This is a genomic window from Massilia niastensis DSM 21313 (assembly GCF_000382345.1).
Taxonomy (GTDB): domain Bacteria; phylum Pseudomonadota; class Gammaproteobacteria; order Burkholderiales; family Burkholderiaceae_D; genus Telluria; species Telluria niastensis.
Genome location: NZ_KB908085.1, coordinates 1 through 24,351, shown reverse-complemented (window position 1 = coordinate 24,351; position 24,351 = coordinate 1). Strand labels below are relative to the sequence as shown.

Here is a 24,351-nt window from a genome sequence, read left to right as displayed (position 1 = left end):
TTGCCGCCAACAAAGTTTGGCGTTGGCGCTACGAAAACACGAGTTTATGACTTCCTACAAGATCGAAGCGGGAACCGCGCAACACATCGGCAACCGCCCGCAGCAGAACGACCGCGCCGCCCTGCTGGGCGGCGCCCGCGCCCCGGGCTATGTGCTGGCGGTGCTGTCCGACGGCATCGCCGGCGCGGCCGGGGCCGAGCAGGTGCTGCACACCGCGCGCCAGGTGTTCGACGAATTCAAGCCGGGCGACCATCCCGGCGTCGAACGCCTCGCCCAGCTGCTGCGCGACATCATCAGCGAAACCCACCTGGTCATCAAGATGAATGGGGTGGCCAGCCAGTCGCAGAGCCACGCCAGCTTCGTCGGCCTGGTGCTGAGCCCGCATGGAGAGGCGGTCTGGGCCCATGTCGGGGATTCGCGCCTGTATTATTTCCAGAATGGCAAGTGCGTGGCGCGCAGCAGCGATACGGAGTATATCGAGCACCTGGTCGCGAGCGACCGCCTGCCCCTCGATGCCGCGCGCAACCACCGGCGCTCGAAGCTGCTGCTGAATGTGCTGGGCAACGAACGCAAGGAACCCTTCGTCACCATCGGCAGCCAGTCGGGGCTGGCGGCGGGCGACAGTTTCCTGCTGTGCTCGGATGGGCTGTGGCATTTCTTCACCGATGCCGAACTGGCCTCGGTCATGCTCAGGACGACGCCGCGCCAGGCGTCGGAAATGCTGATCAACAAGGCGGGCGAGCGCTCCCAGGGCAAGGGCGGGAATTGCACGATGGCCATCATCAAGCTGGTCAAGCCGGCGCAGGATGGGGGATATGCGGGGGTGCAGCGGGTGGTGTGAGGCGGCGCGATCGCGCCGGCGGGTAGCGCCGGCGCTGCAGGAAAAAACCTATTTCCCGGCCGGCGCCGCGCCATTCGCCGCCTTCGCCTTCGCCTCCTCCGCCGCCTTGCGCGCCGCCTTGGCCTCGCGCTCGGCCATGCGCTGGGCTACGTCGCGCTGGCGCTCTTCCGACTTGCGGCGGCGCTCTTCGTAGGCCGCCACGTTGGCCGCCCGCTCGGCCGCCTCGGCTTGCGCATTCTGCGCATCCGCGCGCGCGCGCTGTTTCTGGCGCGTCGCGCGCGCGTCCGAGGTGCGCGGACGGGGCGGCGGCAAGGCGCTTTCCGTGCGCGCGTCGGCACCGCGCGCGCGTGGCGGCGGCAAGGCCGAGTCCGCGCGCGCCGGCGGCGGATCGGCCGCCATCCGTTCCTCCTCGGCCTTGTACTCGGCCTCGGCCTGCGCCATCGCGCGGTCGCGCTCTTCCACCTTCTCCTTGCGCTTGTAGCGCTCGGCCTCGATCTCGATCGTCCGCTGCGCCGCCAGGGCCAGGCGCTGCTTTTCCCTGGCCTCTTCCAGGCAGCGGTTGACGAAGAATTTTTCGTAGCACACCGGTTCGCGCTCGGCGAAGCGGGCATTGATCGCGTCGCGTTCCGCAGCCACCGCGGCCAGGCGCTCGTCGGCCTGGGCGACCGAGGTGATCGGCGCGGAAGGCGCGGCGGGCGGCTCCTGCTCGACCGACGAACAGGCGCCCAGGCCCGCCGCCAGGACAAGCGCCGCGAGTCCGCGCAATGCTGGGTGGTTCATGATGTGTTCCTTTCGATCAGGCGATGGCATCGGCCGCGCCGCGCCGCTCGGACAGCATGTACTCGCGCGACTGCATCTCGATGATACGCGATACCGTCCGGTGGAATTCGTTCGCCAGCATGCCCTGGGTGTACAGCTCCTCGGGTTCGACCGCCGCCGACATGATCAGCTTGACCTTGTGGTCGTAGAACACGTCGATCAGCCAGGTGAAGCGGCGCGCTTCCGAGGACTGGCCCGCCGACATCGCCGGGATGCCCGACAGGACGACGGTGTGGAACTGGCTCGCCAGCTCCAGGTAGTCGTTCTGCGAGCGCGGCCCGCCGCACAGGGTGTGGAAGTCGAACCAGATGATGCCGCCGGCCTTGCGCAGCGCGCGGATCTCGCGGTTCTCGATGTGCACGCGCGGGTCCTCGTCGGCGCCGGTGGCGATGCGGGCATAGGCGTCGCGCAGCGCATGGTCGGAAGCGGCATTGAGCGGCGTGTAGTAGGCCTGCACCTGCTCCAGCGCGCGCTTGCGGTAGTCGTTGCCGGCGTCGACGTTCAGCACATCGAGCTTTTCCTTCAGCAGCGCGATGGTCGGCAGCATGCGGTCGCGGTGCAGGCCGTCCGGGTACAGCGTGGACGGCTCGTAGTTCGAGGTCATCACGAAGCTCACGCCATTGTCGAACAAGGCCTTGAGCAGGTTATACAGGATCATCGCGTCGGCGATGTCCGAGACGTGGAACTCGTCGAAGCAGATCAGGCGGTATTTCTTGGCGATGCGCTTGGCGACTTCGTCGAGCGGGTCGGCCATGCCTTTCAGCTCGTCGAGCTGGTGGTGCACGGCGCGCATGAACTCGTGGAAGTGCAGGCGGGTCTTGCGCACCACCGGCACCACCGAGTAGAAGCTGTCCATCAGGAAGGACTTGCCGCGCCCCACCCCGCCCCACATGTACACGCCCTGCGGGACATCGGGGCGGTTGATGAAGCGCTTGAAAGCGGACGACCGCTGGGCCTTGTAGTCGACCCAGTCGTCGTACGCCTGCTGCAGGCGGTCGACCGCGCGCTGCTGCGCCGGGTCGGACTTGAAGCCGCGCACGGTGAGCTCGTGCTGGTAAAACTCTTGGACGTTCATGTCGGTACGGTGTAAACGTAGGGTGGGCGGGTCGCCCGCCCACGCGTTCAACCGGCGCGTGCCCGGCCGACACAGCGACCGGTTGACGTTCGTTGGACGCGTGGGCGGAAGATCCGCCCACCCTACAGGGCCAATGGCCCGTTTGCTTTAGAAGTTCAGCGAACGCTTGTCGACCGCCAGCGCTGCTTCCTTGGTCGATTCCGACAGCGACGGGTGCGCATGGCAGATGCGGGCGATGTCTTCCGACGACGCCTTGAATTCCATCGCGACGACCGCTTCCGAGATCAGCTCCGAGACCATCGGGCCGACCATGTGCACGCCCAGGATCTCGTCGGTGGTGGCGTCGGCGATGAACTTGACCATGCCCGAGGTGTCGCCCAGCGCGCGTGCGCGGCCGTTCGCCATGAACGGGAAGCTGCCGGCCTTGTAGGCCACGCCTTCGGCTTTCAGCTGCTGTTCGGTCTTGCCGACCCACGCGATTTCCGGCGAGGTGTAGATCACCCATGGAATCGTGTTGAAGTTGACGTGGCCGTGCTGGCCGGCGATGCGCTCGGCAACCGCGACGCCCTCTTCCTCGGCCTTGTGCGCCAGCATCGGGCCGCGCACCACGTCGCCGACCGCCCACACGCCCGGCAGGCTGGTGCGGCACTCGTCGTCCACGACCACGAAGCCGCGCTCGTCGACCTGCAGGCCGACGGTCTCGATGCCGAGGCCGGTGGTGTTCGGCACGCGGCCGATCGAGATGATCAGGCGGTCGAAGGTGACGTTCTGCGCTGCGCCGGCGCCGTCGGTGTACTCGACGGTGACGCTGTTCTCGCCCTTGGTGATGGCGCCGATCTTGCAGCCCAGGCTGATCTTCAGGCCCTGCTTGGTGAACAGCTTGTGCGCTTCCTTGGCGATCTGCTCGTCGACCGCGCCCAGGAAGGTCGGCAGGCCTTCCAGCACGGTGACGTCGGCGCCGACGCGGCGCCACACGCTGCCCATTTCGAGGCCGATGACGCCGGCGCCGATCACGCCCAGCTTGCCCGGGACGGCGTCGATCGCCAGTGCGCCGGTGTTCGACAGGATCAGCTTCTCGTCGAAGGCCGCGCCCGGCAGTTCACGCGCGTTCGAGCCGGTGGCGACGACAACGTTCTTGGCGGTCAGGGTGTCGGTGGTCGGACCCGAGACATTGATGGTGTAGCCGCCTTCGGCCTTGCCCGCGAACGCGCCGCGGCCGTGGAAGAAGGTGACCTTGTTCTTCTTGAACAGGAACAGGATGCCGTCGTTGTTCTGCTTGACGATGGTGTCCTTACGCTTGAGCATCTGCGGCAGGTTCAGTTCCAGGCCCGACAGGTTGATGCCGTGCTCGGCGAACGCATGGCCGGCGTGCTCGAAGTGTTCCGACGATTGCAGCAGCGCCTTGGACGGGATGCAGCCGACGTTGGTGCAGGTGCCGCCCGGAGCCGGGCCGCCCTTGGCGTTGGCCCACTCGTCGATGCAGGCGGTCTTGAAGCCCAGCTGGGCAGCACGGATGGCGGCGATGTAGCCGCCAGGGCCGCCGCCGATCACGACGACGTCAAATTGTTTATCGCTCATTACATGATTCCTTGTTTTGGCCGGGCCGCAGCACACCGTCCGCTACTGGCGGAAGTGATGGTGGTGCTGCGCGGGACCTTGATTATTCTTCCGGAACAAAAATCCACAACAGCAGATAGACCACGGCGCCGAACCCGAACGTGAAGGTGAACAGCGCGAACACCAGGCGCCAGACCCAGGAGTCGACTCCCGAGGCGAGCGCCAGGCCGCCGCAGACGCCGCCGATCCAGCGGTCGGCGCGCGAGCGGCGTAGTGCGCTGAGTTCGTCGGACAGCGTGCCGTTCCCCTTCTTCAGGTTCACGGTGGACGCGGCCGACAGCACCCTCGCCTTGGCCTGTTCGAATTCGGCGTCGGTCAGCGCGCCTGCCTGGTGCAGCTCGTGCAGCCGTTTGATTTCGTCGGACAGATTCATGTCGTTCTCCAAACAGCGCACATGGTCAGGCGGCGCGCGGACCTCGAGTCCCGGGCCGATTACAGGTCGAGCAGCAGGCGGGCCGGATCTTCCAGGGCGTCCTTCATCGCGACCAGGCCCAGCACGGCTTCGCGGCCGTCGATGATGCGGTGGTCGTAGGACATCGCCAGGTAGTTCATCGGGCGGATCACGATCTGGCCGTTTTCCACGACAGCACGGTCCTTGGTCGCGTGCACGCCCAGGATCGCCGACTGCGGCGGGTTGATGATCGGGGTCGACAGCATCGAGCCGAACACGCCGCCGTTCGAGATCGAGAAGGTACCGCCGTTCAGGTCGTCCAGGGTCAGCTTGCCGTCCTTGGCTTTCTGGCCGAATTCACCGATCTTCTTCTCGATGTCGGCGATCGACATCTGGTCGGCGTTGCGCAGGATCGGCACCACCAGGCCACGCGGCGAACCGACGGCGATACCGATGTCGAAGTAGCCGTGGTAGATGATGTCGTTGCCGTCCACCGACGCGTTCAGGATCGGGTACTTCTTCAGGGCGGCGACAGCGGCCTTGACGAAGAAGGACATGAAGCCCAGCTTGACGCCGTGTTCCTTCTCGAACTTGTCCTTGTACTTGTTGCGCAGTTCCATGACCGGCGCCATGTTCACTTCGTTGAACGTGGTCAGGATGGCGTTGGTCTGCTGCGATTGCAGCAGGCGCTCGGCGATACGGGCGCGCAGGCGGCTCATCGGCACGCGCTCTTCCGGACGGTCGCCCAGGTTCGCGACCGGCGCAGCGACTTGCTGCAGGGCCGGCTTGGCGGCAGGTGCCGGGGCAGCGGCAGGCTTGCTGGCGACGGCGGCCAGGGCGTCGCCCTTGGTCACGCGGCCGTCACGGCCCGAGCCGGCGACGCCGGCGGCGCTCATGTCGTTGTCGGCCAGGATCTTGGCGGCGGCCGGCATGGCGACGCCGGCTTTCGACTGGTCGGCGGCCGGCGCGGCGGCGGCAGGAGCAGCGGCGGCTTGCACCGGCAGTGCGCTCACTTGCAGCGGGCTGGTCTGTGCCGAGGCTTCGGTATCGATGATCGCGATGACTTCGCCCGAGGTGACGGTCGCGCCGTCCGCCTTGATCAGTTGCACGATCACGCCGGCGCTCGGCGCCGGCAGTTCCAGGACCACCTTGTCGGTTTCGATGTCGATCATGTTCTCGTCACGGGTGACGGCTTCGCCGACCTTCTTGTGCCAGGACAGCAGGGTTGCTTCTGCAACCGATTCCGACAGTTGGGGGACCTTGACTTCGATTTGTGCCATGTAAAACTCCGTTTAATTATTCTTTGTAAAACCCCCACGCCGGCGCCAGGCGCCGGGAGCGTGGGGGAGTTGTTTTTATTACTTCGTCAGGATGAAGCCCTTGAGCTTCGAGAACGCGGTTTCGAGCAGTTCCTTCTGCTGCGCCACGTGCTTGTCGGAGTAGCCGACAGCCGGCGACGCCGATGCGGCACGGCCGGCATACGCCAGGCGCTGGCCATCTTCCATGCTTTCGAAGATGTTGTGCTGGATCTGGAACCACGGACCCTGGTTCTGCGGTTCATCCTGCGCCCACACCACTTCGGTCGCGTTCGGGAACTTCTTCAGTTCGGCGGCGAACGACTTGTGCGGGAACGGATACATCTGCTCGATACGGACGATGGCCGTATCGGAAGCGGAGCGCGCCTTGCGGGTGTTCACCAGGTCGTAGTAGACCTTGCCCGAGCAGACGATCACGCGCTTGACCTTGCCTGCTTCGATCTTCTCGTCGCACTCGCCGATCACGGTCTGGAAACCGCCCTTGGCCAGGTCGGCCAGCGGCGAACCGGCATCCTTGTTACGCAGCAGCGACTTCGGCGTGAAGATCACCAGCGGCTTGCGGAACTGGCGCACCATCTGGCGGCGCAGCAGGTGGAAGATCTGGGCGGCGGTGGTCGGCTGCACCACTTGCATGTTGTTGTCGGCGCACAGCTGCAGGAAGCGCTCGATGCGGGCCGACGAGTGCTCCGGACCCTGGCCTTCATAGCCGTGCGGCAGCATCATGACCAGGCCCGAGGCGCGGCCCCACTTCACTTCGCCGGAAGCGATGAACTGGTCGATGACGACCTGGGCGCCGTTGACGAAGTCGCCGAACTGGGCTTCCCAGATGGTCAGGGTGTTCGGTTCGGCGGTCGAGAAGCCGTACTCGAAGCCGAGCACCGCTTCTTCGGACAGCACCGAGTCGATCACGGTGAAGTTCGCCTGGCTCTCGGACACGTTGGCCAGCGGCAGGTAGATGCCCTGGTCCCAGCGTTCGCGGTTCTGGTCGTGCAGCACGGCGTGGCGGTGCACGAAGGTGCCGCGGCCGGCATCCTGGCCCGACAGGCGGATGGCGTAGCCCGACGACAGCAGCGAGGCGTAGGCCAGGTGTTCACCCATGCCCCAGTCCAGGTTCAGCTCGCCGCGGCCCATGGTGGCGCGGTCGGCCAGCACTTTTTCGACCAGCGAGTGCGCCTTGAAGTTTTCCGGCACGGTGGTGATGCGCTGCGCCAGACGCTTCAGTTCGGTCAGCGGCACGGCGGTGTCGGCGGCGTCGGTCCACTTCTTGTTCAGGAACGGCGCCCAGTCGACGGCGTACTTGTTCTTGAAGTCGGTCAGCACCGGATCGACCGTGTGCTTGCCGGCGTCCATCGCGGCGCGGTAGGCGGCCACCAGCTGGTCGCCGCCGTCGCCCGGGATGGTGCCCTGGGCAGCCAGTTTTTCCGCGTACAGCTTGCGGGTGCCCGGGTGCTTGGCGATCTTCTTGTACATCAGCGGCTGGGTCAGGGCCGGGGTGTCCTGCTCGTTGTGGCCCAGCTTGCGGTAGCAGATGATGTCGACCACGACATCCTTCTGGAACTCGACGCGGTAGTCCATCGCGATCTGGGTGGCCAGCACGACCGCTTCCGGATCGTCGGCGTTGACGTGCAGCACCGGCGCCTCGATCATCTTCACGACGTCCGAGCAGTACAGGGTCGAACGCGCATCGCGCGGGTCGGAGGTGGTGAAGCCGATCTGGTTGTTGATGACGATGTGGACGGTGCCGCCGGTGCCGTAGCCGCGGGTCTGGGCCAGGTTCAGGGTTTCCATGACCACGCCCTGGCCGGCGAACGCTGCGTCGCCGTGCACCAGGATCGGCAGCACTTCCTTGCCCTTGCGGTCGCCGCGGCGTTCCATGCGCGCCTTGACCGAGCCTTCGACGACCGGGTTGACGATTTCCAGGTGCGACGGGTTGAACGCCAGCGACAGGTGGACCGGGCCGCCCGGGGTCGAGATGTCGCTCGAGAAGCCCTGGTGGTATTTCACGTCGCCCGACGGCAGGTCGTCGGCGTGCTTGCCTTCGAATTCCTCGAACAGGTCGGCCGGGCTCTTGCCCAGGGTGTTGACCAGCACGTTCAGGCGGCCGCGGTGGGCCATGCCGATCACGATTTCCTGCACGCCCTTTTCACCGGCGCGCTGGATCACTTCGTCCATCGAGGCGATGAAGGACTCGCCGCCTTCCAGCGAGAAGCGCTTGGCGCCGACGTACTTGGTGTGGAGGTAGCGTTCCAGGCCTTCGGCTGCGGTCAGGCGCTCGAGGATGTGTTTTTTCTTTTCGGCCGAGAAGGTCGGGGTCGAGCGGATCGACTCCAGGCGTTCCTGCAGCCAGCGCTTCTCCGCCGGGTCGCTGATGTACATGAACTCAGCGCCGATCGAGCGGCAGTAGGTGTCGCGCAGCATGTTCAGGATGTCGCGCAGCGACGCGGTTTCCTGGCCAAAGTAGGTGTTGCTGATGTTGAAGACGGTGTCCTGGTCGGCTTCGGTGAAACCGTAGAACGACGGATCGAGTTCCGGCAGGGGCGGACGCTCCTGGCGCTGCAGCGGATCCAGGTTGGCCCAGCGCGAACCGAGGTAGCGGTAGGCGGCGATCAGCTGGGTCACGGCGACGCGCTTGCGGCCGAGTTCGGAATCCGCGCTGGCGATCACGGTACGGATCGGGCCCTGCTTGGCGCGCTCCGCGAACGAAGCGATCACCGACGAGTGGACCACGTCCGGCTTGGCGGAGCCATCGACCGCCGGCACGTTCTGCATCTGGTCGAAATAGGCGCGCCAGTTGTCCGGCACCGAGCCCGGATTGTTCAGGTAGGCCTCGTACAACTCTTCCACGTACGGCGCATTACCGCCGAACAGGTAGGAGTTGGCGTTGTATTGTTGCATCATTCTTGCTCACCTTTCTTTCGCGCTTCGCGAGGGTTGGGGCGGGTTGGTCTAACCTTCCGCGACACGGCCTGACCGGTTAGCGGATCGCACTTACAAGACATCAAGTTGTGGGGGAAGGACGTTATTCAGAGGGGTAGTTCTTTGCACTATCCTGCCAATTAGCGCACGGTATTGTAACGCAACATACAAAGCGCGGCAGGGCGGGAGGGGAGAAATTATTTATTACAAAATGTACAGTTGACTTGCCGGTTGACCACGTAAATGATAATCGTTATCATTTGGAATATGCACCCCACCGTACCCACCCCGCCCGCCCCCGCGACCGCCGCCGCCCTGCCCGGCGCGCGCCGCGCCATCTGGCTGAAGCAGCTGCACCAATGGCACTGGATCAGCTCCGCCATCTGCCTGATGGCGATGTTGCTATTTAGCATCACCGGTTTCACCCTGAACCATGCGGCCCAGATCGAGGCCAGGCCCGAGGTCACGCGCATCAAGGCGGAGCTGCCGCCCCTGCTGCGCACCCAGCTGCAGGCCTACGCCGAGGAGCACGCCGACGCCGAGCTGCCGCTCCCGGGCGAGATCGCCGACTGGGCGAACAGCGCCTTCCCGGTCGACGTGCGCGGCAAGCGCGCCGAATGGAGCGAGGAAGACGCCTACGTCGCCCTGCCCCGTCCGGGCGGCGACGCCTGGCTGCGCATCGCCGTCGACGGCAGCGCCGAGTACGAGCTGACCTCGCGCGGCGCGATTTCCTGGCTCAACGACATGCACAAGGGCCGCAACACCGGCGCGGTGTGGAGCTGGTTCATCGACATCTTCGCGCTCGCCTGCATCGTCTTCTGCGTCACCGGTTTCCTGATCCTGAAGTACCACGCGGCCAACCGGCCTTCCACCTGGCCCGTGATCGGCTTCGGCATCGTCCTGCCGGCCGTGCTCGCACTCTTGTTCGTTCATTAATTGTCCATTCACCTCCAAGAAGGTACCTGATGAAACTGTCTCATTCGCTCGCCCTCACCCTGCCGCTGGCATCCGGCTGGGCCATGGCCGCCGACCTGTCGGTCAAATTCGAGCTGCCGCAGCTGAACGTCGCCGAGTACCACAAGCCCTACGTGGCCATCTGGATCGAACGTCCCGACCAGAGCGTCGCTTCCAACCTGGCGGTCCTGTACGACGTCAAGAAGAAGGACGACGCCGGCGAGAAGTGGGTCAAGGACCTGCGCACCTGGTGGCGCAAGTCGGGCCGCGAGCTCGACCTGCCGCTCGACGGCGTCAGCGGCGCGACCCGCGCCGCGGGCAGCCACACGCTCTCGTTCTCCCAGGCCCGCACCGGCCTCGACAAGCTGCCGGCGGGCGACTACAAGCTGGTGGTCGAGGCGGCGCGCGAAGCGGGCGGCCGTGAAGTCGTGAAAGTGCCGTTCACCTGGCCGGCCAAGGGCAAGCTGGCGGCGAATGCGGCCGGCAAGGAAGAACTCGGCGCGGTAGCGATCCAGATCCAATGACAAAAAACCCAAAGGAAACCGGCATGCAAGCTCATTTGATGAAGAACACGGTCCTCGGCCTGATCCTGGCCGGCGTGTCCCTGGGCGCCAGCGCCCACCGCGGCTGGATGCTGCCCAGCGCCACCCTGGTCGAGAAGGAGGAAGCCTGGGTGACCATCGACGGCGCGATCTCGGAAGGCCTGTTCGACTTCGACCACGTGCCGCTGCGCATGGAGAACGTCACCGTGACCGATCCGGACGGCGCCACCGCCGCGGCCCCGGCCGCCCAGCTGGGCAAGCTGCGCAGCACGCTCGACCTGCGCCTGCCGAAGGACGGCACCTACCGCATCGCGATGGTGAACAACAACGTGATGGGCAGCTACAAGCTGAACGGCGAAACCAGGCGCTTCCGCGGCACCGAGGAGAGCGTGGCCAGCCAGATCCCGGCCGGCGCCCAGGACGTGACCCGCAGCATTACCCACACCCGCCTGGAAACCTTCGTCTCGGCCAACAAGACCAGCAGCGGCGCGCTCAAGCCGAGCGGCGCCGGCCTGGAACTGGTGCCGGTGACGAACCCGAACGAGCTGCACGCCGGCGACACCGCCAGATTCCGCTTCCAGCTGGACGGCAAGCCGCTCGCCAACTTCCCGTTCAGCCTGGTGCCGGGCGGCGTCAAGTACCGCGGCACCATCGGCGAACTGCGCTTCACCACCGACGCCAAGGGCGAAGCCAGCTTCACCCTGCCGGCCGCGAACATGTACTGGCTCAGCGCCAAGTACCCGGTCGAGCAGCCCAAGGGGCCGCCCGAAAACGGCGCGCGCCGCTACAGCTACTCGGCCACGCTCGAAGTGCAGCAGCAATAAGATGCGCGCAGTCCTGATCCCGCTCCAGATCGACCTGGCGCAGCCGCCCGCCGGCAGCGCCCTGTACCAGGCCGGCGGCGCCTCGATGGGCAGCAGCTGGTCGGCGCGCATGATGCTGCCGTCCGGCCAGTCGGGCGACGCCCTCGGCCAGGCGCTGCAGCGCGAGCTGGACGAGATCGTGGCCCAGATGAGCCACTGGGACAGCGATTCCCTGCTGGCGCGCTACAACCGCGCGCCGGGCGGCAGCTGGCATGCGCTGCCGCCGCAGTTCCATGACGTGGCCGAGTACGCGCTGCAGGTCGCCCGCGATACCGATGGCGCCTACGACCCGGCCGGCGGCGCCCTGGTCAACCTGTGGGGCTTCGGCCCCACCGGGCGCTACGACCAGGCCGGCTTCTATGCGCCGGCCGCCGCCGCCATCGACGAGGTGCTGGCGCGCCGCCGCGCGCACCAGCCGCGCCTCGACCCCGAAGGCCGGCGCCTGTACCAGCCGGGTGGCGCCATCCTCGATTTTTCCTCGGTCGCCAAGGGCTATGCGGTCGACCGCATGGCGCAGTGCCTGGAACGCCACGGCCTGCGCCACTACCTGGTCGAAGCCGGCGGCGAGCTGCGCGGCGCCGGGGTCAAGCCCGGCGGCGATCCATGGTGGGTCGAGATCGAAGGCGTGCCCGACGCCGTGGGGGACACCGCCGCGGCGCCGGTCGTCGCCCTGCACGGGCTGGCGATCGCCACCTCGGGCGACTACCGCCGCTATTTCCAGCACGGGCCGCGCCGCGTCACGCATACGCTCGACCCGCGCAGCGGCTATCCGGTCGCCAACGGGCTGGCCTCGGTGACGGTGCTGGCGCCGACCTGCATGGCCGCCGACGCGCTGTCGACCGCCCTCACCGTGCTGGGCCCGGAGGAGGGCCTGGCCTATGCCGACGCGCGCGGCATCGCGGCGCGCTTCCTGCTGCGCCGTCCCGGCGCCCTGCTCGAAACCACTTCCGCCGCCTGGCGCGCCCTGCTCCAATGATGCTGACCATCGACCCGCTGCGCTGGGGCGGCGCGCTCGCGCTGTGCGGCAGCTATCTCGCGATGTGCCTGGCGATCTGGCGCGCCCGGATGGCGCGCAGCAACGGCAAGGCCGGCGGCATCGCCGCGCCCGCCGACTGGCTGGTGGTGTACGCGAGCCAGACCGGCAGCGCCGAATACCTGGCCCAGCGCACCGCCGCGACCCTCACGCTCGGGGGCCTGGATGCGCGCGCGGCCTGCATCTCGGATCTCGATCCCGGCCTGCTGGGAGCGGCCGGACGCATCCTGTTCATCTGCAGCACCTATGGCGAAGGCGACGCGCCCGACACCGCCGCGCGCTTCGCCGGCAAGATCATGGGCGAGTCGCACGACCTGTCGCACCTGCACTACGCGGTGCTGGCGCTGGGCGACAGCAGCTACGCCAACTACTGCGGCTTCGGCCGCGCGCTCGACGCCTGGCTCGCCGGGCGCGGCGCGACGCCGCTGTTCGGGCGCATCGACGTCGACCGCGGCGCGCCCGCCGCGCTGGCCGAATGGCAGCACCAGCTCAGCCGCCTGGCGGGCACCAGCGATGCGCCGGACTGGGAAGCGCCGGCCTATGGCGACTGGCGCATCGCCGCGCGCACCCGGCTCAATCCCGGCAGCGCGGGCGCCCCGCTCTACCGGCTGGCGCTGGCGCCCGCCGACGGCGCGCTGCCCGTGTGGGAAGCGGGCGACCTGGCCCAGGTCAGCGCGCCAGGCGACCCCGATCATCCGCGCGAGTATTCGATCGCCTCGGTCCCTGCCGAGGGCCGGCTGGAACTGCTGGTGCGCCTGCAGCAGCGCGAGGACGGCAGTCCGGGCGCGGCCTCCGGCTGGCTGTGTGCGGGCGCGGGCGACGCCGACACGATCCGGCTGCGGATCCGCGCCCACCAGCGCTTCCGCCTGGACGGGAACGCCGGCCGTCCCCTGATCGCCATCGGCAACGGCAGCGGCCTGGCGGGATTGCGCGCACTGATCAAGGCCCGCATCGACGCCGGCGCGCGCGACAACTGGCTGCTGTTCGGCGAACGCAACCGGGCGCATGATTTCCTGTGCCGCGAAGAACTCGGGCAATGGCTGGGCGATGGCGCGCTGGCGCGGCTGGACCTCGCGTTCTCGCGCGACCAGGAGGCGCCATGCTACGTGCAGCACCTGCTGCGCGAACAGGCCGGGATGCTGCGCGCCTGGGTCGCCGACGGCGCGGCCATCTATGTCTGCGGCAGCCTGCAGGGCATGGCCGGCGGCGTGCATGACGCGCTGGTCGAGCTGCTCGGCAGGCAGCAGGTGGGCGACCTGCTGGCGGATGGCCGCTACCGGCGCGACGTGTACTGAAGCGCCGGCCTTGGCATGCAAAGTCCAGTTCAGGGTCAGGTCTGTCATTCGGACATGGACGCACGACCCTTGCGAAATCTCAGAACGACTTTGAGTTTGCTGAGACCTGTTTTCCGGTCTCTGTGACCGTAATTGCGCGGCAGGAAAAGAGAAATAATCTCAGCATTTTGAGATAAATCAAAGGTGCTCGATCGGTGTCCGAATGACAGATCTGACCCTGAATGGCTGGCGTGACGCGCTGGTCGAGCTGCTCGGCAAGCTGCAGGTGGGCGAACTGTTGGCGGATGGACGCTAGCAGCGCGACGTGCACTGGAGCGCCGTCGGCGCACTGCGCAGAATAAGAAACCGCCGGCCACGCCGGCGGTTTCCGACACCAAACGCGCTTAGCGCTTGTTGTCGTTCTTGTGGCTCTGCGCGCCGGCCTTGGCGTGCTGCTCCGGCGTACCGCCGCGGGTACCCCCGCCTCCACCCTGGCCGGCCTGGCCGCCCTGGTTGCCGCTTTGCTGGCTGCCGCCAGGGCCGCTTTGCTGGCTGTCGTTCTTGTGGCTCATCGAGCCGGCACGACGCGCCTCTTCCGAGGTGAACTCGTGGGCGTTGCCCGAGGCATGGGCCGCACGGCCGCCTTCGCTGGCGATTTCACGCTGCTTCTGCGGATCCATCGATGCGAAACCGCGGTTGCTGCCGCCACCGCTCTGCTGGCTGGCGCCGCCGCCCTGGTTGCCCTGGTTGCCCTGGTTGCCCTGGTTGCCTTGATTGTCCCGGTTACCCTGGTTGCCTTGGTTGCCCTGATTGCCGCCTTGGTTGTTCGATGCCATGATTGCCTCCTGATCATTTGAAACATCAGCTAAATGCTGCTGCGAGTTGCACATCCTAGTCATCGAAAGCTTCCCTGAACACCACATTCGGGCAGTCGTTTTGTAGGACCATGCCTCGCTCCCCTACCCGGGATGGTCTGGCAACCTCCGAGGGAACTCTTATCCTCTCTGCGCAATTTATAGGATGTTAATTATAAAAATATTAATTTTGTAGCAAGAATCCACCAAGTTAAGCACACAACAACGAAACTTGATAACCGTGAAGATTTCCATCGGCTACCGCCTGTTTGCCTCGGTCCTGCTGGCCCTCCTGCTCGTGGCCGCCGGGGGCGTGCTCCTGCTGCGGCAGAACGTCCTCGACAGCTTCGGCGAGTACGCGGTCGCGATCGAACTCGACCGCCTGGACGAGCTGTCCGCCTCCCTGTCGCGCCAGTACCTCGCCCACGGCGGCTGGGACTTCGTGCCGGCCGATGAAGCGCGGCGCGGCTGGATCGCGCGCGAACTGGCACGCCTGCAGGCGCTGCGCACCAGCCAGGCGCTGCCGGCCGCGGCCGCTCCCGCCGCGCCGCCCGCGGTGGCGCGCATCGTGGCTGCGCCGGCCCCGCCCGCGCCCCCGGCTTCCCCCACGGCGCCCGCCCCGCCCCTGCCTCCGGCCCCGCCCGCGCCGCCCCTGCCGCCGCTGCCGCCGCCGCCCGTGCCAGTGGCCGGCGCGATGGCGCCGCCGCCGCCCGGCGTCACGCAGGACCTGCACCAGCGCGTCGCCCTGCTCGACGCCGATGGCCGCTACCTGGCCGGCCAGCCCCCCGGCGCCCGGCCGCTGGCGCGGCGCGCCATCGAGGCCGAAGGCCGCACCGTGGGCTACCTGGGCGTCGCCCGCAGCCACCAGCCGAGCGACGCGATGGCCTATGCCTTCCTTGCCGAACTGCGCAGCAGCCTGTGGCTGATCGCCGGCGCCGCGGTGGCGCTCAGCGCGCTGGCGGCCAGCCTGCTGGCGCGCCACTTCCGCCGTCCGATCGACCGGCTGGCGCGCGGCGCCTCCCGGCTGGCGGGCGGCGACTTCGGCGTGCGCCTGCCTGAAGACCGCAGCGACGAACTGGGCGACCTGGCGCGCCACTTCAACGTGCTGGCCGAGCGGCTGGCCCAGGCCGAGTCGGCGCGCCGCCACTGGGTGGCCGACACCTCGCACGAACTGCGCACCCCGCTGGCCGTGCTGCGCGCCCAGCTCGAAGCCGTCCAGGACGGCGTGCGCGGCGCCACCCCGGAGACGCTGGAAGCGATGCTGCGCCAGGTGCTGGCGCTGAACAAGCTGATCGACGAGCTCTACCTTCTTGCGCGCACCGATGTCGGCGCGCTCGAATGCCGGCGCGAACGCATCGACCTGTGGCGGCTGGCCACGGCCGAGGCCGAGGCGTTCGCGCAGCGCCTCGGCGCGGCCGGACTGGCGCTGGAGCTCGGCCCGCCCCCGTCCGAGGCGGCGTCGGGTAGCGTCGTGCTGGCCGATCCCGACCGCATCCGCCAGGTGCTGGCCAACCTGTTCGAGAACAGCCTGCGCTACACCATGCCCGGCGGGCGCATCCGCCTTGGCGCCCAGGTCCGCGAGGGCAGCCTGCAGCTGGTGCTCGACGACAGCGCGCCGGGCGTGCCCGATGCGGCGCTGGCGCGCCTGAGCGAGCGCTTCTACCGGGTCGATGCCTCGCGCAGCCGCGCGCACGGCGGCGCGGGTCTGGGCCTGGCGCTGTGCCGGCGCCTGGCCGACGCCCACGGCGGGCGGCTCGCCTTCGCCCACTCGCCGCTGGGCGGGCTGCGCGTCACCTTCAGCCTGCCGCTGAGCGAAAAGGAAATCGTATGAGCGCATCACGCACCCGCATCGCGATCGTCGAGGACGAGCCGGAACTGGCGGCCCTGGTGGCCGACTACGCGCGCGCGGCGGGCTACGAGCCGGAGGTGTTCCACGACGGCGCCGCGGCCCTGGCCGCGATCCGGGCGGCGCCGCCGGCGCTGGTGGTGCTCGACCTGATGCTGCCCGGCCTCGACGGCCTGGCGCTGTGCCGCGCGCTGCGCGCATTTTCCGCGGTCCCGGTGGTGATGGTGACGGCGCGGGTGGAAGAGATCGACCGGCTGCTCGGACTCGAGAGCGGCGCCGACGACTACCTGTGCAAGCCCTTCAGCCCGCGCGAGCTGATGGCCCGCATCAAGGCGATCCTGCGCCGTGCCGGCGGCGCGCCGCCGCCCCCGGTGCTGGCGCTCGACGAAGGCGCGCGCCGCGCCAGGCTGCACGGCCAGGCGCTCGACCTGACGCCGAGCGAGTACGCGATCCTGGCCGCGCTGGCGCGCCGTCCCGGCCAGGTGCTGTCGCGCGCCCAGCTGCTCGACGCGGCCCGCGCCGACAGCCTGGACGCGACCGACCGCGCGATCGACAGCCACATCAAGAACCTGCGGCGCAAGATCGACGCTACCGCGCCCGGGCTGGAGCCGATCCGCTCGATCTACGGGCTCGGCTACCGCTGCGACCTCTAAAGCCTCCACGTTTTCTCCACAATTGGCCTGCATCATGCAGTCATGGCCCGCCGCAGGGTGCGGGCCGCAGCCGAAGGAGACCACCATGAAGAAAACGATTCCGCTGATCCTGTTCGCCGCACTGCTGGCCGCGGGCGCCGGCGCCAGCCAGGCCGGCGTGCATGTCGAATGCAGGCAGACCCGCGGCAAATGCCCGCCTCCGCCGCAGCCCCCTGCTCCGCCGGCCCCGCCCGCGCCGCCCGCCGCGCCAGGCCTGCCGTCGATGCCCTCGATCCCGGCCCCGCCCGCGCCCCCCGCGCCGCCATCGGTGGAGCTGCCCGACATTCCCGCCGCCGCCCATGCCGCCTGCGCCGGCAAGGCCGACGGCAGCGCGCTCACCTGGGTGATCAAGCACGGCGAGACCATGACCGGCGTCTGCGCACGCGAGGATGGCGGCATGGTGTTCCAGCTGCGCAGCTACCACCTCGAAGACTGAGGCCAGGGGCGGCTCGACTTCCTCTTCTAGATCATTTAATCTAGAAGCATGAGTGCAAACGACGCCCCACCGAAGCCGACCCCGTCCGAGCTGGAAATGCTGCGCCTGCTGTGGCAGCTCGGCCCGGCGACCGCGCGCCAGGTCCATGAAGCCGCGGTCGAGGCGCGGCCCGACATGGGCTACGCCAACGTGCTGCGCCTGCTCCAGGTGATGCACGCCAAGGGCCTCCTGAGCCGCGACGAAAGCGCGCGGGCGCACGTCTACGCGCCTGCGCAGCCGCAGGACAGCCTCCAGACCAGCCTGATCAAGGAGCTGATCCACAAGGCGTTTTCCGGCTCCGGCAAGGAACTGGTGCTGGCCGCGCTGCGCGGCCACGTCAGCAAGAAGGAACGCGCCGAAATCCAGGAACTCCTGAACCGCGAGAAGTAGTCATGGCCACGCTCATCCGCCCCCAGCCGCCGGTCCAGCCGGGGCTCGAGGATTGCTGCCGCAGCGGCTGCTTTCCTTGCGTGTTCGACCTCTACGAGGAAGCCCTGGCGCGCTATGAAAAGGCGCTGGCCGCCTACGAGGCCGCGCTGGCTGCCGAACAGGCCGATGCCGCACGGAAGAAGCCCGCCTGAAGCAGCCGCACGCTTGAAATCACCGCGTTGGCAAACTGATTACAATGAGCTCAACGGTGCCAAGCGTATGAGGGTCGTATGTTCGATATGGAGCTTCCCTGGTGGGAATTCATTGTGCGGGGCCTGGTCGTCTACTGCCTGCTGCTCGTCATGGTCCGCCTGTCCGGGCGGCGCACCGTCGGACAATTCACGCCCTTCGACCTGCTGGTCGTGATGCTGCTGTCGGAAGCGGTATCGAACTCGCTGTCCGGGGGCGACGAGTCGCTGGTGGGCGGCCTGATCGCGGCAGCGACCCTGGTGGGTATCAATTCCCTGGTGGCGCTGACCACCGCGCGCAGCGAAAAGTTTTCGAAACTGGTCGACGGCAGCGCTGTCCTCATCGGCCGCGACGGCGTGTTCTTCGACAAGGTCGTGCGCAGTTGCCGCCTTTGTGAAACCGACCTCGAAGAAGCGTTGCGCGAACACGACTGCCCGCGCAATGAGATGAAATGTGCCTTCCTCGAGGCCGACGGCGAGATCACCATCATGCGCAACCCCCAATAAGAACAGGAGCGTTTTCTCCTGCTTCCCGGCGCGCAAGGCCTGACTCGGCTGTGCGTGCCGAATATCCTTTGCCCTTCCGTACCGTGTGGGCGGGCCACCCCCGCTGTGCTACTTTTTCCGAGGCGCTCCCGGCCGGGGGCGCTGCTGTGGTTTCTTTCCTAATCAGGAGGTATGCCATGAGAAATGTCTTGTCCGCCCTCGCGTTGGCGGCGTCCACACTGGCGATGGCGCCGGCGGCCTACGCGATCGATTTCTACCGTTCCGTGTCCAGCGGACCGGCTGAAGCGATACCGAACCCGTCGCCCGGCTTCAGCGTTGCCAGCTATACGCTCGATGGCATGATCCTGAGCGCCAACATCCCGTTCCAGGACCTGGTCACCCCGACGATCGACGCCCATATCCACTGCTGCACGACGGAGCCGCTCACCGGTACGGCAGGGGTCGCCATTCCGCTGTTCGGCTTTCCGCTGGGGGTGACGTCAGGCAGCTATTCCCAGACCTTCGACCTGGCCGACCCGGCCGTCTACAGTCCGGCCTTCCTGGCGGCCTTCGGCGGTACCGCGACCGACGCCAGCACCGCCCTGCTCGACGCGCTGACGGAAAACACGGCCTACCTGAACATCCACACGACCCAGTATCCGGGCGGGGAAATCCGTGGCTTCATGGTGGCGGCGCCGATTCCCGAGCCGGGCGCATGGGCCATGCTGGCCTTCGGGCTGGCGGGCTTGGGAGTGATGGGCTTGCGGCGCCACTTGCAGCAAAGTGTCGAGAACCTGCCTACCACGTAGCAATGCGGCGTCGCTACGCCAGCGCAGCGCCTGCGCGCCGTTCGAGCAACTTACCCCAGGCCGGAATCGCCGCACGCCAGAAGGCGTCCAGCGACCCGGCCTGTTCCATGTCCAGTCCGAGGAAACCCGCGCTTTGCATCAAGGCCGCGACGGCCGCCGCTTCGTCGCCCGCCGTCACCGCCAGCGCGCCGGTCTGCTTCGACAGCTTTTCGCCATCCGCGTTGCGCACCACCGGCACATGCAGGTAGCGCGGCGTGGGCACGCCCAGCAGGCGCTGCAGGAAGATCTGGCGCGGCGTCGAATCGAGCAGGTCGGCCCCGCGCACGACATCGGTCACGCCCTGCTCCGCATCGTCCACCACCACCGCCAGCTGGTAGGCCCAGAAGCCGTCGGCGCGCTTGAGCACGAAGTCGCCCGAGTCGCGCGCCAGATGCTGGGTCACGGTCCCGGCGAAGCGGTCGGTGAAGCTGACGGTGTCGTTGCCGGCATCGGGCACGCGCAGGCGCAGGCTGCGCATGCCGCGTCCCTGCGCCAGGCCATAGCGGCAGGTGCCGGGGTAGATGGCCGCGCCGTCCGGAGCGAAACCGAGGCGCGAATCGGCGATCTCGCGCCGGTTGCAGCCGCAGGGATAGGTACTGGCCTCGATCTGCTCGGCCGCCGCCTGGTACAGGTGCTTGCGCCGGCTCTGCCAGACGACTTCGCCGTCGGCGTGCATGCCCAGCGCATCGAGCAGCGCGAGGATGCCCTCGGCCGCGCCGGGCACGCTGCGGCCTTCGTCGATGTCTTCGATGCGCACCAGCCAGGCGCCGCCATGGAAGCGCGCGTCGAGGTAGCTGGCCACCGCCGCCACCAGCGAGCCCGCGTGCAGCGGGCCGGTGGGCGACGGCGCAAAGCGGCCGATGTAAGGGCCGGCATCGGGGCCGGCATCAGGGCCGAGATAGGGTGTGCTCACTTGCTTGTCATGTTCTTGCCGGAGGCGGCTACCTTAGCACAAGGGCCGCCTCCCGGCAGGTCCTACTTCTTCGCCGCGGCCGCCTCGTGGTCGGCGATCAGCTTGTGCACCTTGTCGTTGACGTCGTTCGGCACCGCCATCGACAGCTGGTAGTGCACGATCTCGAAGCCGTCCTTCGTCTTGCGGATCACGCCGCTGGCCATGCAGGGTCCCATATTGGGCGTGTCGAGCAGCTCGTCGAACCAGATCAGCGACTTGTCGGCGGACGCGTACACGTTGCGGCGCGTGGCCTTGAAGCTCCATGCCGACTTGCGATCGAAATACTTCTTCGCCCATGCCTTGAACTCGTCGCGCTTCCACAATTCGGTGCGATCGGTCCCGATATAGACGCCATCCTTCGCCATCTTGTCGAAGTAGGCCATGCGCGCATTGGCGGCGTCGTCGTGCCACGCGTCGACGAAGGCGTTCACCTGGCGCGCCAGGACGGGATCGGTCTCGGCGCGGGCGGCGCCCACCAGGCTCAGGAACAGGAAACAGGCGGTCAGGAAGCGCTTCATGGGTATCCTTTTGTGAAGTCGAATATAAGCGCCAGCATTGTACACATGGACATGTAATAAATTATGCAAAAGCATTCCCCTGCGCGCGCGGCTGAGCGGCGACGTGCTCGAAGGGGCCGTGCGTGAGTTTCCTGGGACCTGCGCGCCGCGTGCGCGGCGCTGTTGGGGTGGGCCGGAGAGGGTTCCGTCCGCGTGGTGGGCTTGACCGGCTTGTCCTTCATCGGGGTCGCGCGCCGGTATCCAGCGCGCGCCCCGCTGCTTCAACGGTGCAGCACGCCCGCCCGCTCGGGCTGGTATTCGATACTGCGCACCGTGACCTTGAACTGCCCGCCGTCGGGGCGCTGCCAGGCGATGCTGTCGCCGACCCGCAGGCCCAGCAGGGCCGTGCCGACCGGGGTCAGGACCGACAGCTGCTCGGCGCTGTCGCGCATGTCCTTCGGATAGGTCAGGGTCATGGTCATCTCCTCGTTCTCGGCGCCATCGAAGCTGAAGCGCACACGCGAATTCATCGTGACCACGTCCGGCGGCATGTCCCAGGGCTCGACCAGTCTCGCTCGCCCCAGTTCGTCCATCAGTGCATCGCGTGCGCGCGCCTGGGCGGCAGGCAGTTTGTCGAGCAGGCGCTCCAGGCGCTCCAGGTCCAGCCACGATACGACGATATTCGGTTTCATTCTTCACTCCATAAACAGCCGCGGCGTTCGCGGCGACAATAGGGGAACCCGGCCATTGAAGGCCGCGTTTCGATCGTTGGGTGGTAGCTCGGGGAGGCGCCAGGCCAGGCCTGTGTCAGTCCCTCACCGAGCCAAAGAAAGCCAGGCGCTATTCCGGAAATACTCTTGCACGACGCGACAGAATGCCCCGCCGCCACGCTCTACGGCCGCAACGCAGCCACTGCCGGACTGGCAGGAAATGGCGCGCGACAGGGGTAGTGGGCATGAATCGATCATCTGATGTGCTTGGTCGAATTATGGCAGTATAGACAATCTAGCCAGTACGTCAATGCTTGTGTTTACACAACGTGGCGGCTTGGCGACTCGGCCATTCGTCGCTCTTTCTTGGCAGTTATGGACCTTGCTGTGAGGTCATGAAAGCCATAAAAAAAGCGGGCCGCAGCCCGCTTTTTTGGTGACGCCGGGAGGCGATCAGCGCTTGTCGATGCTTGGGACGTCGCGGACCGGCGAGCCGATGAACAGCTGGCGCGGACGGCCGATCTTCTGTTCCGGATCGGCGATCATCTCGTTCCACTGGGCGATCCAGCCGATGGTGCGGGCCATCGCGAAGATACCGGTGAACAGCGAGACCGGGATGCCCAGTGCCGACTGCACGATGCCCGAGTAGAAGTCGACGTTCGGGTACAGCTTGCGCGACACGAAGTATTCGTCTTCCAGCGCGATGCGTTCCAGTTCCATCGCCAGCTTGAACAGCGGGTCGTCCTGCAGGCCCAGCTCTTCCAGCACTTCGTGGCAGGTTTCGCGCATCAGCTTGGCGCGCGGGTCGAAGTTCTTGTACACGCGGTGACCGAAGCCCATCAGCTTCACGCCCGAGTTCTTGTCCTTGACCTTCTCGATGAAGGACGGGATGTTGTCGACGCTGCCGATTTCCTTCAGCATGGTCAGGGCCGCTTCGTTGGCGCCGCCGTGGGCAGGGCCCCACAGGCAGGCGATGCCGGCAGCGATACAGGCGAACGGGTTGGCGCCCGACGAACCGGCCAGGCGGACGGTCGAGGTCGATGCGTTCTGCTCGTGGTCGGCGTGCAGGATCAGGATGCGGTCCAGGGCGCGCACCAGCACGTCGTTGACCTTGTACTCTTCGCACGGGTTGGCGAACATCATGTGCATGAAGTTCGCGCTGTACGACAGGTCGTTGCGCGGGTACATGAACGGCTGGCCGACCGAGTACTTGTAGGCCATGGCGACCAGGGTCGGCAGCTTGGCGATCAGGCGGATCGCCGAGATCTCGCGCTGCTTGGCGTCGTTGATGTCGAGCGAATCGTGGTAGAACGAGGCCAGCGCGCCGACGGTACCCACCAGCACCGACATCGGGTGCGCGTCGCGGCGGAAGCCGCGGTAGAAGAACTGCATCTGCTCGTGGACCATGGTGTGCTTGGTCACGGTGTCGGTGAAGGTCTTCTTCTGCTCGGCGTTCGGCAGTTCGCCGTTCAGCAGCAGGTAGCAGGTTTCCAGGAAGTCGCAGTTGACGGCCAGCTGCTCGATCGGGTAGCCGCGGTACAGCAGCTCGCCCTTGTCACCGTCGATGTAGGTGATGCTCGAATTACAGGCGGCGGTCGACATGAAGCCCGGATCGTAGGTGAACTTGCCGGTCTGGCCGTACAGCTTGCGGATGTCGATGACGTCCGGGCCGATGGTGCCCTTGTAGATCGGCATGTCGACCGACGGGCTGCCGTCCGAGAACGACAGGGTGGCTTTGGTATCAGAGATGTTCATGGCACTTCCTTCTTGGGAGTGGGTTCTACAAAATAAAACGAAACCTGGGACCCTCGATAAACCTGCTGCGCGTTGCACTGGCGGCCGCTCGCTACGGTTTCTTCAAAGTCCTTCTATCTCGTCACGCTTGCCGCAGCCGCGCCACCAGGGCGCGTACATGCGGCAGGTCGACCTCGCCTTCGGGCTCGGCGCGGCCGAGCAGCAGGTCCATCAGCGGATTGTCCGCCAGGTCCAGCAAACGGGTCAGCGCATCGACTTCCTCGTCGCTCAGCTCCGTTTCGTGCGCGTCGAGGAAACGCGTCAGTATCAGATCGTTCTCGAGGAGACCACGGCGTGCGCGCCAGCGCAGGCGCGCACGGTTGGCTGGGTCGGATTGATGCGTTTTCACACTAGAGTCCGTTGTTGGGTCAACACTATACTCCGGCTGCCGTGATTCGGCAGTACGGTACTTTTACTGTATACGCGGCAAATTGCGCGCATTGTCGGCCACGCTCGCGCCGGTTGAACCCAGCGCCAGGCATGTCCTGCGTAGGGTGGGCAGATTCTCTGCCCACGCGTTCAAATCACGCGTGCGGGACGCGTGGGCGGAAGATCCGCCCACCCTACCGAAACGACTACCGGCACACGCTTGCTGCTTTCGGTCTCAGATTGCGCGGCGCACCAGCAATTCCTTGATCTTGCCGATCGCCTTGTTCGGGTTCAGGCCCTTCGGGCACACGTCCGTGCAGTTCATGATCGAGTGGCAGCGGAACAGGCGGTACGGGTCTTCCAGGTTGTCCAGGCGCTCGCTGGTGGCTTCGTCGCGGCTGTCGGCGATGAAGCGGTAGGCCTGCAGCAGGCCGGCCGGGCCGACGAACTTGTCCGGGTTCCACCAGAACGACGGGCACGAGGTCGAGCAGCAGGCGCACAGGATGCATTCGTACAGGCCGTCGAGCTCTTCGCGCTCTTCCGGCGACTGCAGGCGTTCCTTCTCCGGCT

General features: G+C 67.0%; 26 protein-coding genes. 13 read left to right on the top strand and 13 right to left on the bottom strand.

Annotated elements, in window-relative coordinates; genetic code table 11:
* Nucleotides 1-46 precede the first annotated feature (46 nt).
* Nucleotides 47-841 carry a PP2C family protein-serine/threonine phosphatase gene (locus tag H162_RS0107710; protein ID WP_020652880.1) on the top strand — a complete coding sequence of 265 codons (795 nt, stop codon included), beginning with the start codon at nt 47-49 and terminating at the stop codon, nt 839-841.
* Between the two features lie 48 nt (nt 842-889).
* Here the strand turns inward: H162_RS0107710 and H162_RS0107705 are convergent, their stop codons facing one another.
* From H162_RS0107705 to H162_RS0107680, 6 genes are all read right to left on the bottom strand, one after another.
* Complete coding sequence (locus H162_RS0107705) at nt 890-1,621, bottom strand: hypothetical protein (RefSeq protein WP_156885511.1); 732 nt, start codon at nt 1,619-1,621, stop codon at nt 890-892.
* A 16-nt stretch (nt 1,622-1,637) separates the two neighbouring features.
* Entirely contained in the window at nt 1,638-2,735 is a 1,098-nt protein-coding gene (gene zapE / locus H162_RS0107700) for a cell division protein ZapE (RefSeq protein WP_020652878.1), read from the bottom strand.
* Between the two features lie 147 nt (nt 2,736-2,882).
* Entirely contained in the window at nt 2,883-4,313 is a 1,431-nt protein-coding gene (gene lpdA, locus H162_RS0107695; protein WP_020652877.1) for a dihydrolipoyl dehydrogenase, read from the bottom strand.
* Between the two features lie 82 nt (nt 4,314-4,395).
* Complete coding sequence (locus H162_RS0107690) at nt 4,396-4,725, bottom strand: PspC domain-containing protein (RefSeq protein ID WP_020652876.1); 330 nt, start codon at nt 4,723-4,725, stop codon at nt 4,396-4,398.
* A 59-nt stretch (nt 4,726-4,784) separates the two neighbouring features.
* Nucleotides 4,785-6,023: a 2-oxoglutarate dehydrogenase complex dihydrolipoyllysine-residue succinyltransferase gene (gene odhB / locus H162_RS0107685; RefSeq protein WP_020652875.1), complete on the bottom strand. Its 1,239-nt coding sequence runs from the start codon at nt 6,021-6,023 to the stop codon at nt 4,785-4,787.
* A 78-nt stretch (nt 6,024-6,101) separates the two neighbouring features.
* The gene (locus H162_RS0107680) at nt 6,102-8,957 is read right to left on the bottom strand and encodes a 2-oxoglutarate dehydrogenase E1 component (RefSeq protein WP_020652874.1); all 2,856 of its coding nucleotides are present in this window, start codon (nt 8,955-8,957) and stop codon (nt 6,102-6,104) included.
* Between the two features lie 285 nt (nt 8,958-9,242).
* Here H162_RS0107680 and H162_RS0107675 point away from each other — a divergent pair, with 285 nt between their 5' ends.
* The 5 genes from H162_RS0107675 to H162_RS0107655 are packed head-to-tail and all read left to right on the top strand — an operon-like array spanning nt 9,243 to nt 13,662.
* Entirely contained in the window at nt 9,243-9,911 is a 669-nt protein-coding gene (locus tag H162_RS0107675) for a PepSY-associated TM helix domain-containing protein (RefSeq protein WP_020652873.1), read from the top strand.
* A 29-nt stretch (nt 9,912-9,940) separates the two neighbouring features.
* A complete protein-coding gene (locus H162_RS0107670; RefSeq protein WP_020652872.1) occupies nt 9,941-10,453 on the top strand; it encodes a DUF2271 domain-containing protein in 513 nt (170 codons plus the stop codon).
* Between the two features lie 23 nt (nt 10,454-10,476).
* Nucleotides 10,477-11,295, top strand: coding sequence for a DUF4198 domain-containing protein (locus H162_RS0107665; RefSeq protein WP_156885510.1), 819 nt, complete (start codon nt 10,477-10,479; stop codon nt 11,293-11,295).
* Between the two features lies 1 nt (nt 11,296).
* Nucleotides 11,297-12,310 carry an FAD:protein FMN transferase gene (locus H162_RS0107660; protein ID WP_020652870.1) on the top strand — a complete coding sequence of 338 codons (1,014 nt, stop codon included), beginning with the start codon at nt 11,297-11,299 and terminating at the stop codon, nt 12,308-12,310.
* A complete protein-coding gene (locus H162_RS0107655; protein WP_020652869.1) occupies nt 12,307-13,662 on the top strand; it encodes a sulfite reductase subunit alpha in 1,356 nt (451 codons plus the stop codon). The genes H162_RS0107660 and H162_RS0107655 overlap by 4 nt, the downstream gene beginning before the upstream one ends.
* 383 nt (nt 13,663-14,045) lie before the next feature.
* Here H162_RS0107655 and H162_RS30375 read toward each other — a convergent pair whose 3' ends face one another.
* Nucleotides 14,046-14,477, bottom strand: a complete 432-nt coding sequence (locus tag H162_RS30375; RefSeq protein ID WP_020652867.1) for a KGG domain-containing protein — start codon at nt 14,475-14,477, stop codon at nt 14,046-14,048.
* 259 nt (nt 14,478-14,736) lie between these two features.
* On the opposite strand from H162_RS30375, the gene H162_RS30370 reads away from it, so the two are divergent.
* The 7 genes from H162_RS30370 to H162_RS0107605 all read left to right on the top strand — a co-directional run bounded on the left by H162_RS30370 (nt 14,737) and on the right by H162_RS0107605 (nt 19,420).
* Nucleotides 14,737-16,326, top strand: coding sequence for an ATP-binding protein (locus H162_RS30370; RefSeq protein ID WP_020652866.1), 1,590 nt, complete (start codon nt 14,737-14,739; stop codon nt 16,324-16,326).
* Nucleotides 16,323-16,994 (top strand): response regulator, encoded by a 672-nt coding sequence (locus H162_RS0107630; protein WP_020652865.1) that lies wholly within the window; start codon nt 16,323-16,325, stop codon nt 16,992-16,994. The genes H162_RS30370 and H162_RS0107630 overlap by 4 nt, the downstream gene beginning before the upstream one ends.
* An 85-nt stretch (nt 16,995-17,079) precedes the next feature.
* Complete coding sequence (locus H162_RS0107625) at nt 17,080-17,469, top strand: hypothetical protein (RefSeq protein WP_026354366.1); 390 nt, start codon at nt 17,080-17,082, stop codon at nt 17,467-17,469.
* A gap of 48 nt (nt 17,470-17,517) precedes the next feature.
* A complete protein-coding gene (locus H162_RS0107620; protein WP_026354365.1) occupies nt 17,518-17,898 on the top strand; it encodes a BlaI/MecI/CopY family transcriptional regulator in 381 nt (126 codons plus the stop codon).
* A 2-nt stretch (nt 17,899-17,900) separates the two neighbouring features.
* The gene (locus tag H162_RS0107615) at nt 17,901-18,089 is read left to right on the top strand and encodes an oxidoreductase-like domain-containing protein (RefSeq protein ID WP_020652863.1); all 189 of its coding nucleotides are present in this window, start codon (nt 17,901-17,903) and stop codon (nt 18,087-18,089) included.
* Between the two features lie 78 nt (nt 18,090-18,167).
* Complete coding sequence (locus H162_RS0107610; protein WP_020652862.1) at nt 18,168-18,632, top strand: DUF421 domain-containing protein; 465 nt, start codon at nt 18,168-18,170, stop codon at nt 18,630-18,632.
* A 176-nt stretch (nt 18,633-18,808) separates the two neighbouring features.
* A complete protein-coding gene (locus H162_RS0107605; RefSeq protein WP_040786797.1) occupies nt 18,809-19,420 on the top strand; it encodes a CHRD domain-containing protein in 612 nt (203 codons plus the stop codon).
* 13 nt (nt 19,421-19,433) lie between these two features.
* Here H162_RS0107605 and gluQRS read toward each other — a convergent pair whose 3' ends face one another.
* The 6 genes from gluQRS to H162_RS0107575 form a co-directional block, all read right to left on the bottom strand.
* Nucleotides 19,434-20,372, bottom strand: a complete 939-nt coding sequence (gene gluQRS / locus H162_RS0107600; protein ID WP_020652860.1) for a tRNA glutamyl-Q(34) synthetase GluQRS — start codon at nt 20,370-20,372, stop codon at nt 19,434-19,436.
* Between the two features lie 62 nt (nt 20,373-20,434).
* Nucleotides 20,435-20,929, bottom strand: coding sequence for a nuclear transport factor 2 family protein (locus H162_RS0107595; protein WP_020652859.1), 495 nt, complete (start codon nt 20,927-20,929; stop codon nt 20,435-20,437).
* Nucleotides 20,930-21,189: 260 nt separating this feature from the next.
* The gene (gene rnk, locus H162_RS0107590; RefSeq protein ID WP_020652858.1) at nt 21,190-21,600 is read right to left on the bottom strand and encodes a nucleoside diphosphate kinase regulator; all 411 of its coding nucleotides are present in this window, start codon (nt 21,598-21,600) and stop codon (nt 21,190-21,192) included.
* Nucleotides 21,601-22,071: 471 nt separating this feature from the next.
* The gene (gltA, locus tag H162_RS0107585; protein WP_020652857.1) at nt 22,072-23,373 is read right to left on the bottom strand and encodes a citrate synthase; all 1,302 of its coding nucleotides are present in this window, start codon (nt 23,371-23,373) and stop codon (nt 22,072-22,074) included.
* A 121-nt stretch (nt 23,374-23,494) separates the two neighbouring features.
* On the bottom strand, nt 23,495-23,761 hold the full coding sequence (locus tag H162_RS0107580; protein ID WP_020652856.1) for an FAD assembly factor SdhE: 267 nt from the start codon (nt 23,759-23,761) through the stop codon (nt 23,495-23,497).
* A gap of 255 nt (nt 23,762-24,016) precedes the next feature.
* The coding region (locus H162_RS0107575; RefSeq protein WP_020652855.1) for a 4Fe-4S dicluster domain-containing protein at nt 24,017-24,351 on the bottom strand (335 nt) is incomplete at its 5' end.

Excerpts from the sequence above, each read along its gene's own strand:
- H162_RS0107710 (WP_020652880.1), top strand. The coding sequence starts at position 47 with ATGACTTCCTACAAGATCGAAGCGGGAACCGCGCAACACATCGGCAAC.
- H162_RS0107705 (WP_156885511.1), bottom strand. The coding sequence starts at position 1,621 with ATGAACCACCCAGCATTGCGCGGACTCGCGGCGCTTGTCCTGGCGGCG.
- zapE (WP_020652878.1), bottom strand. The coding sequence starts at position 2,735 with ATGAACGTCCAAGAGTTTTACCAGCACGAGCTCACCGTGCGCGGCTTC.
- lpdA (WP_020652877.1), bottom strand. The coding sequence starts at position 4,313 with ATGAGCGATAAACAATTTGACGTCGTCGTGATCGGCGGCGGCCCTGGC.
- H162_RS0107690 (WP_020652876.1), bottom strand. The coding sequence starts at position 4,725 with ATGAATCTGTCCGACGAAATCAAACGGCTGCACGAGCTGCACCAGGCA.
- odhB (WP_020652875.1), bottom strand. The coding sequence starts at position 6,023 with ATGGCACAAATCGAAGTCAAGGTCCCCCAACTGTCGGAATCGGTTGCA.
- H162_RS0107680 (WP_020652874.1), bottom strand. The coding sequence starts at position 8,957 with ATGATGCAACAATACAACGCCAACTCCTACCTGTTCGGCGGTAATGCG.
- H162_RS0107675 (WP_020652873.1), top strand. The coding sequence starts at position 9,243 with ATGCACCCCACCGTACCCACCCCGCCCGCCCCCGCGACCGCCGCCGCC.
- H162_RS0107670 (WP_020652872.1), top strand. The coding sequence starts at position 9,941 with ATGAAACTGTCTCATTCGCTCGCCCTCACCCTGCCGCTGGCATCCGGC.
- H162_RS0107665 (WP_156885510.1), top strand. The coding sequence starts at position 10,477 with ATGCAAGCTCATTTGATGAAGAACACGGTCCTCGGCCTGATCCTGGCC.
- H162_RS0107660 (WP_020652870.1), top strand. The coding sequence starts at position 11,297 with ATGCGCGCAGTCCTGATCCCGCTCCAGATCGACCTGGCGCAGCCGCCC.
- H162_RS0107655 (WP_020652869.1), top strand. The coding sequence starts at position 12,307 with ATGATGCTGACCATCGACCCGCTGCGCTGGGGCGGCGCGCTCGCGCTG.
- H162_RS30375 (WP_020652867.1), bottom strand. The coding sequence starts at position 14,477 with ATGGCATCGAACAACCAAGGCGGCAATCAGGGCAACCAAGGCAACCAG.
- H162_RS0107630 (WP_020652865.1), top strand. The coding sequence starts at position 16,323 with ATGAGCGCATCACGCACCCGCATCGCGATCGTCGAGGACGAGCCGGAA.
- H162_RS0107625 (WP_026354366.1), top strand. The coding sequence starts at position 17,080 with ATGAAGAAAACGATTCCGCTGATCCTGTTCGCCGCACTGCTGGCCGCG.
- H162_RS0107620 (WP_026354365.1), top strand. The coding sequence starts at position 17,518 with ATGAGTGCAAACGACGCCCCACCGAAGCCGACCCCGTCCGAGCTGGAA.
- H162_RS0107615 (WP_020652863.1), top strand. The coding sequence starts at position 17,901 with ATGGCCACGCTCATCCGCCCCCAGCCGCCGGTCCAGCCGGGGCTCGAG.
- H162_RS0107610 (WP_020652862.1), top strand. The coding sequence starts at position 18,168 with ATGTTCGATATGGAGCTTCCCTGGTGGGAATTCATTGTGCGGGGCCTG.
- H162_RS0107605 (WP_040786797.1), top strand. The coding sequence starts at position 18,809 with ATGAGAAATGTCTTGTCCGCCCTCGCGTTGGCGGCGTCCACACTGGCG.
- H162_RS0107595 (WP_020652859.1), bottom strand. The coding sequence starts at position 20,929 with ATGAAGCGCTTCCTGACCGCCTGTTTCCTGTTCCTGAGCCTGGTGGGC.
- rnk (WP_020652858.1), bottom strand. The coding sequence starts at position 21,600 with ATGAAACCGAATATCGTCGTATCGTGGCTGGACCTGGAGCGCCTGGAG.
- gltA (WP_020652857.1), bottom strand. The coding sequence starts at position 23,373 with ATGAACATCTCTGATACCAAAGCCACCCTGTCGTTCTCGGACGGCAGC.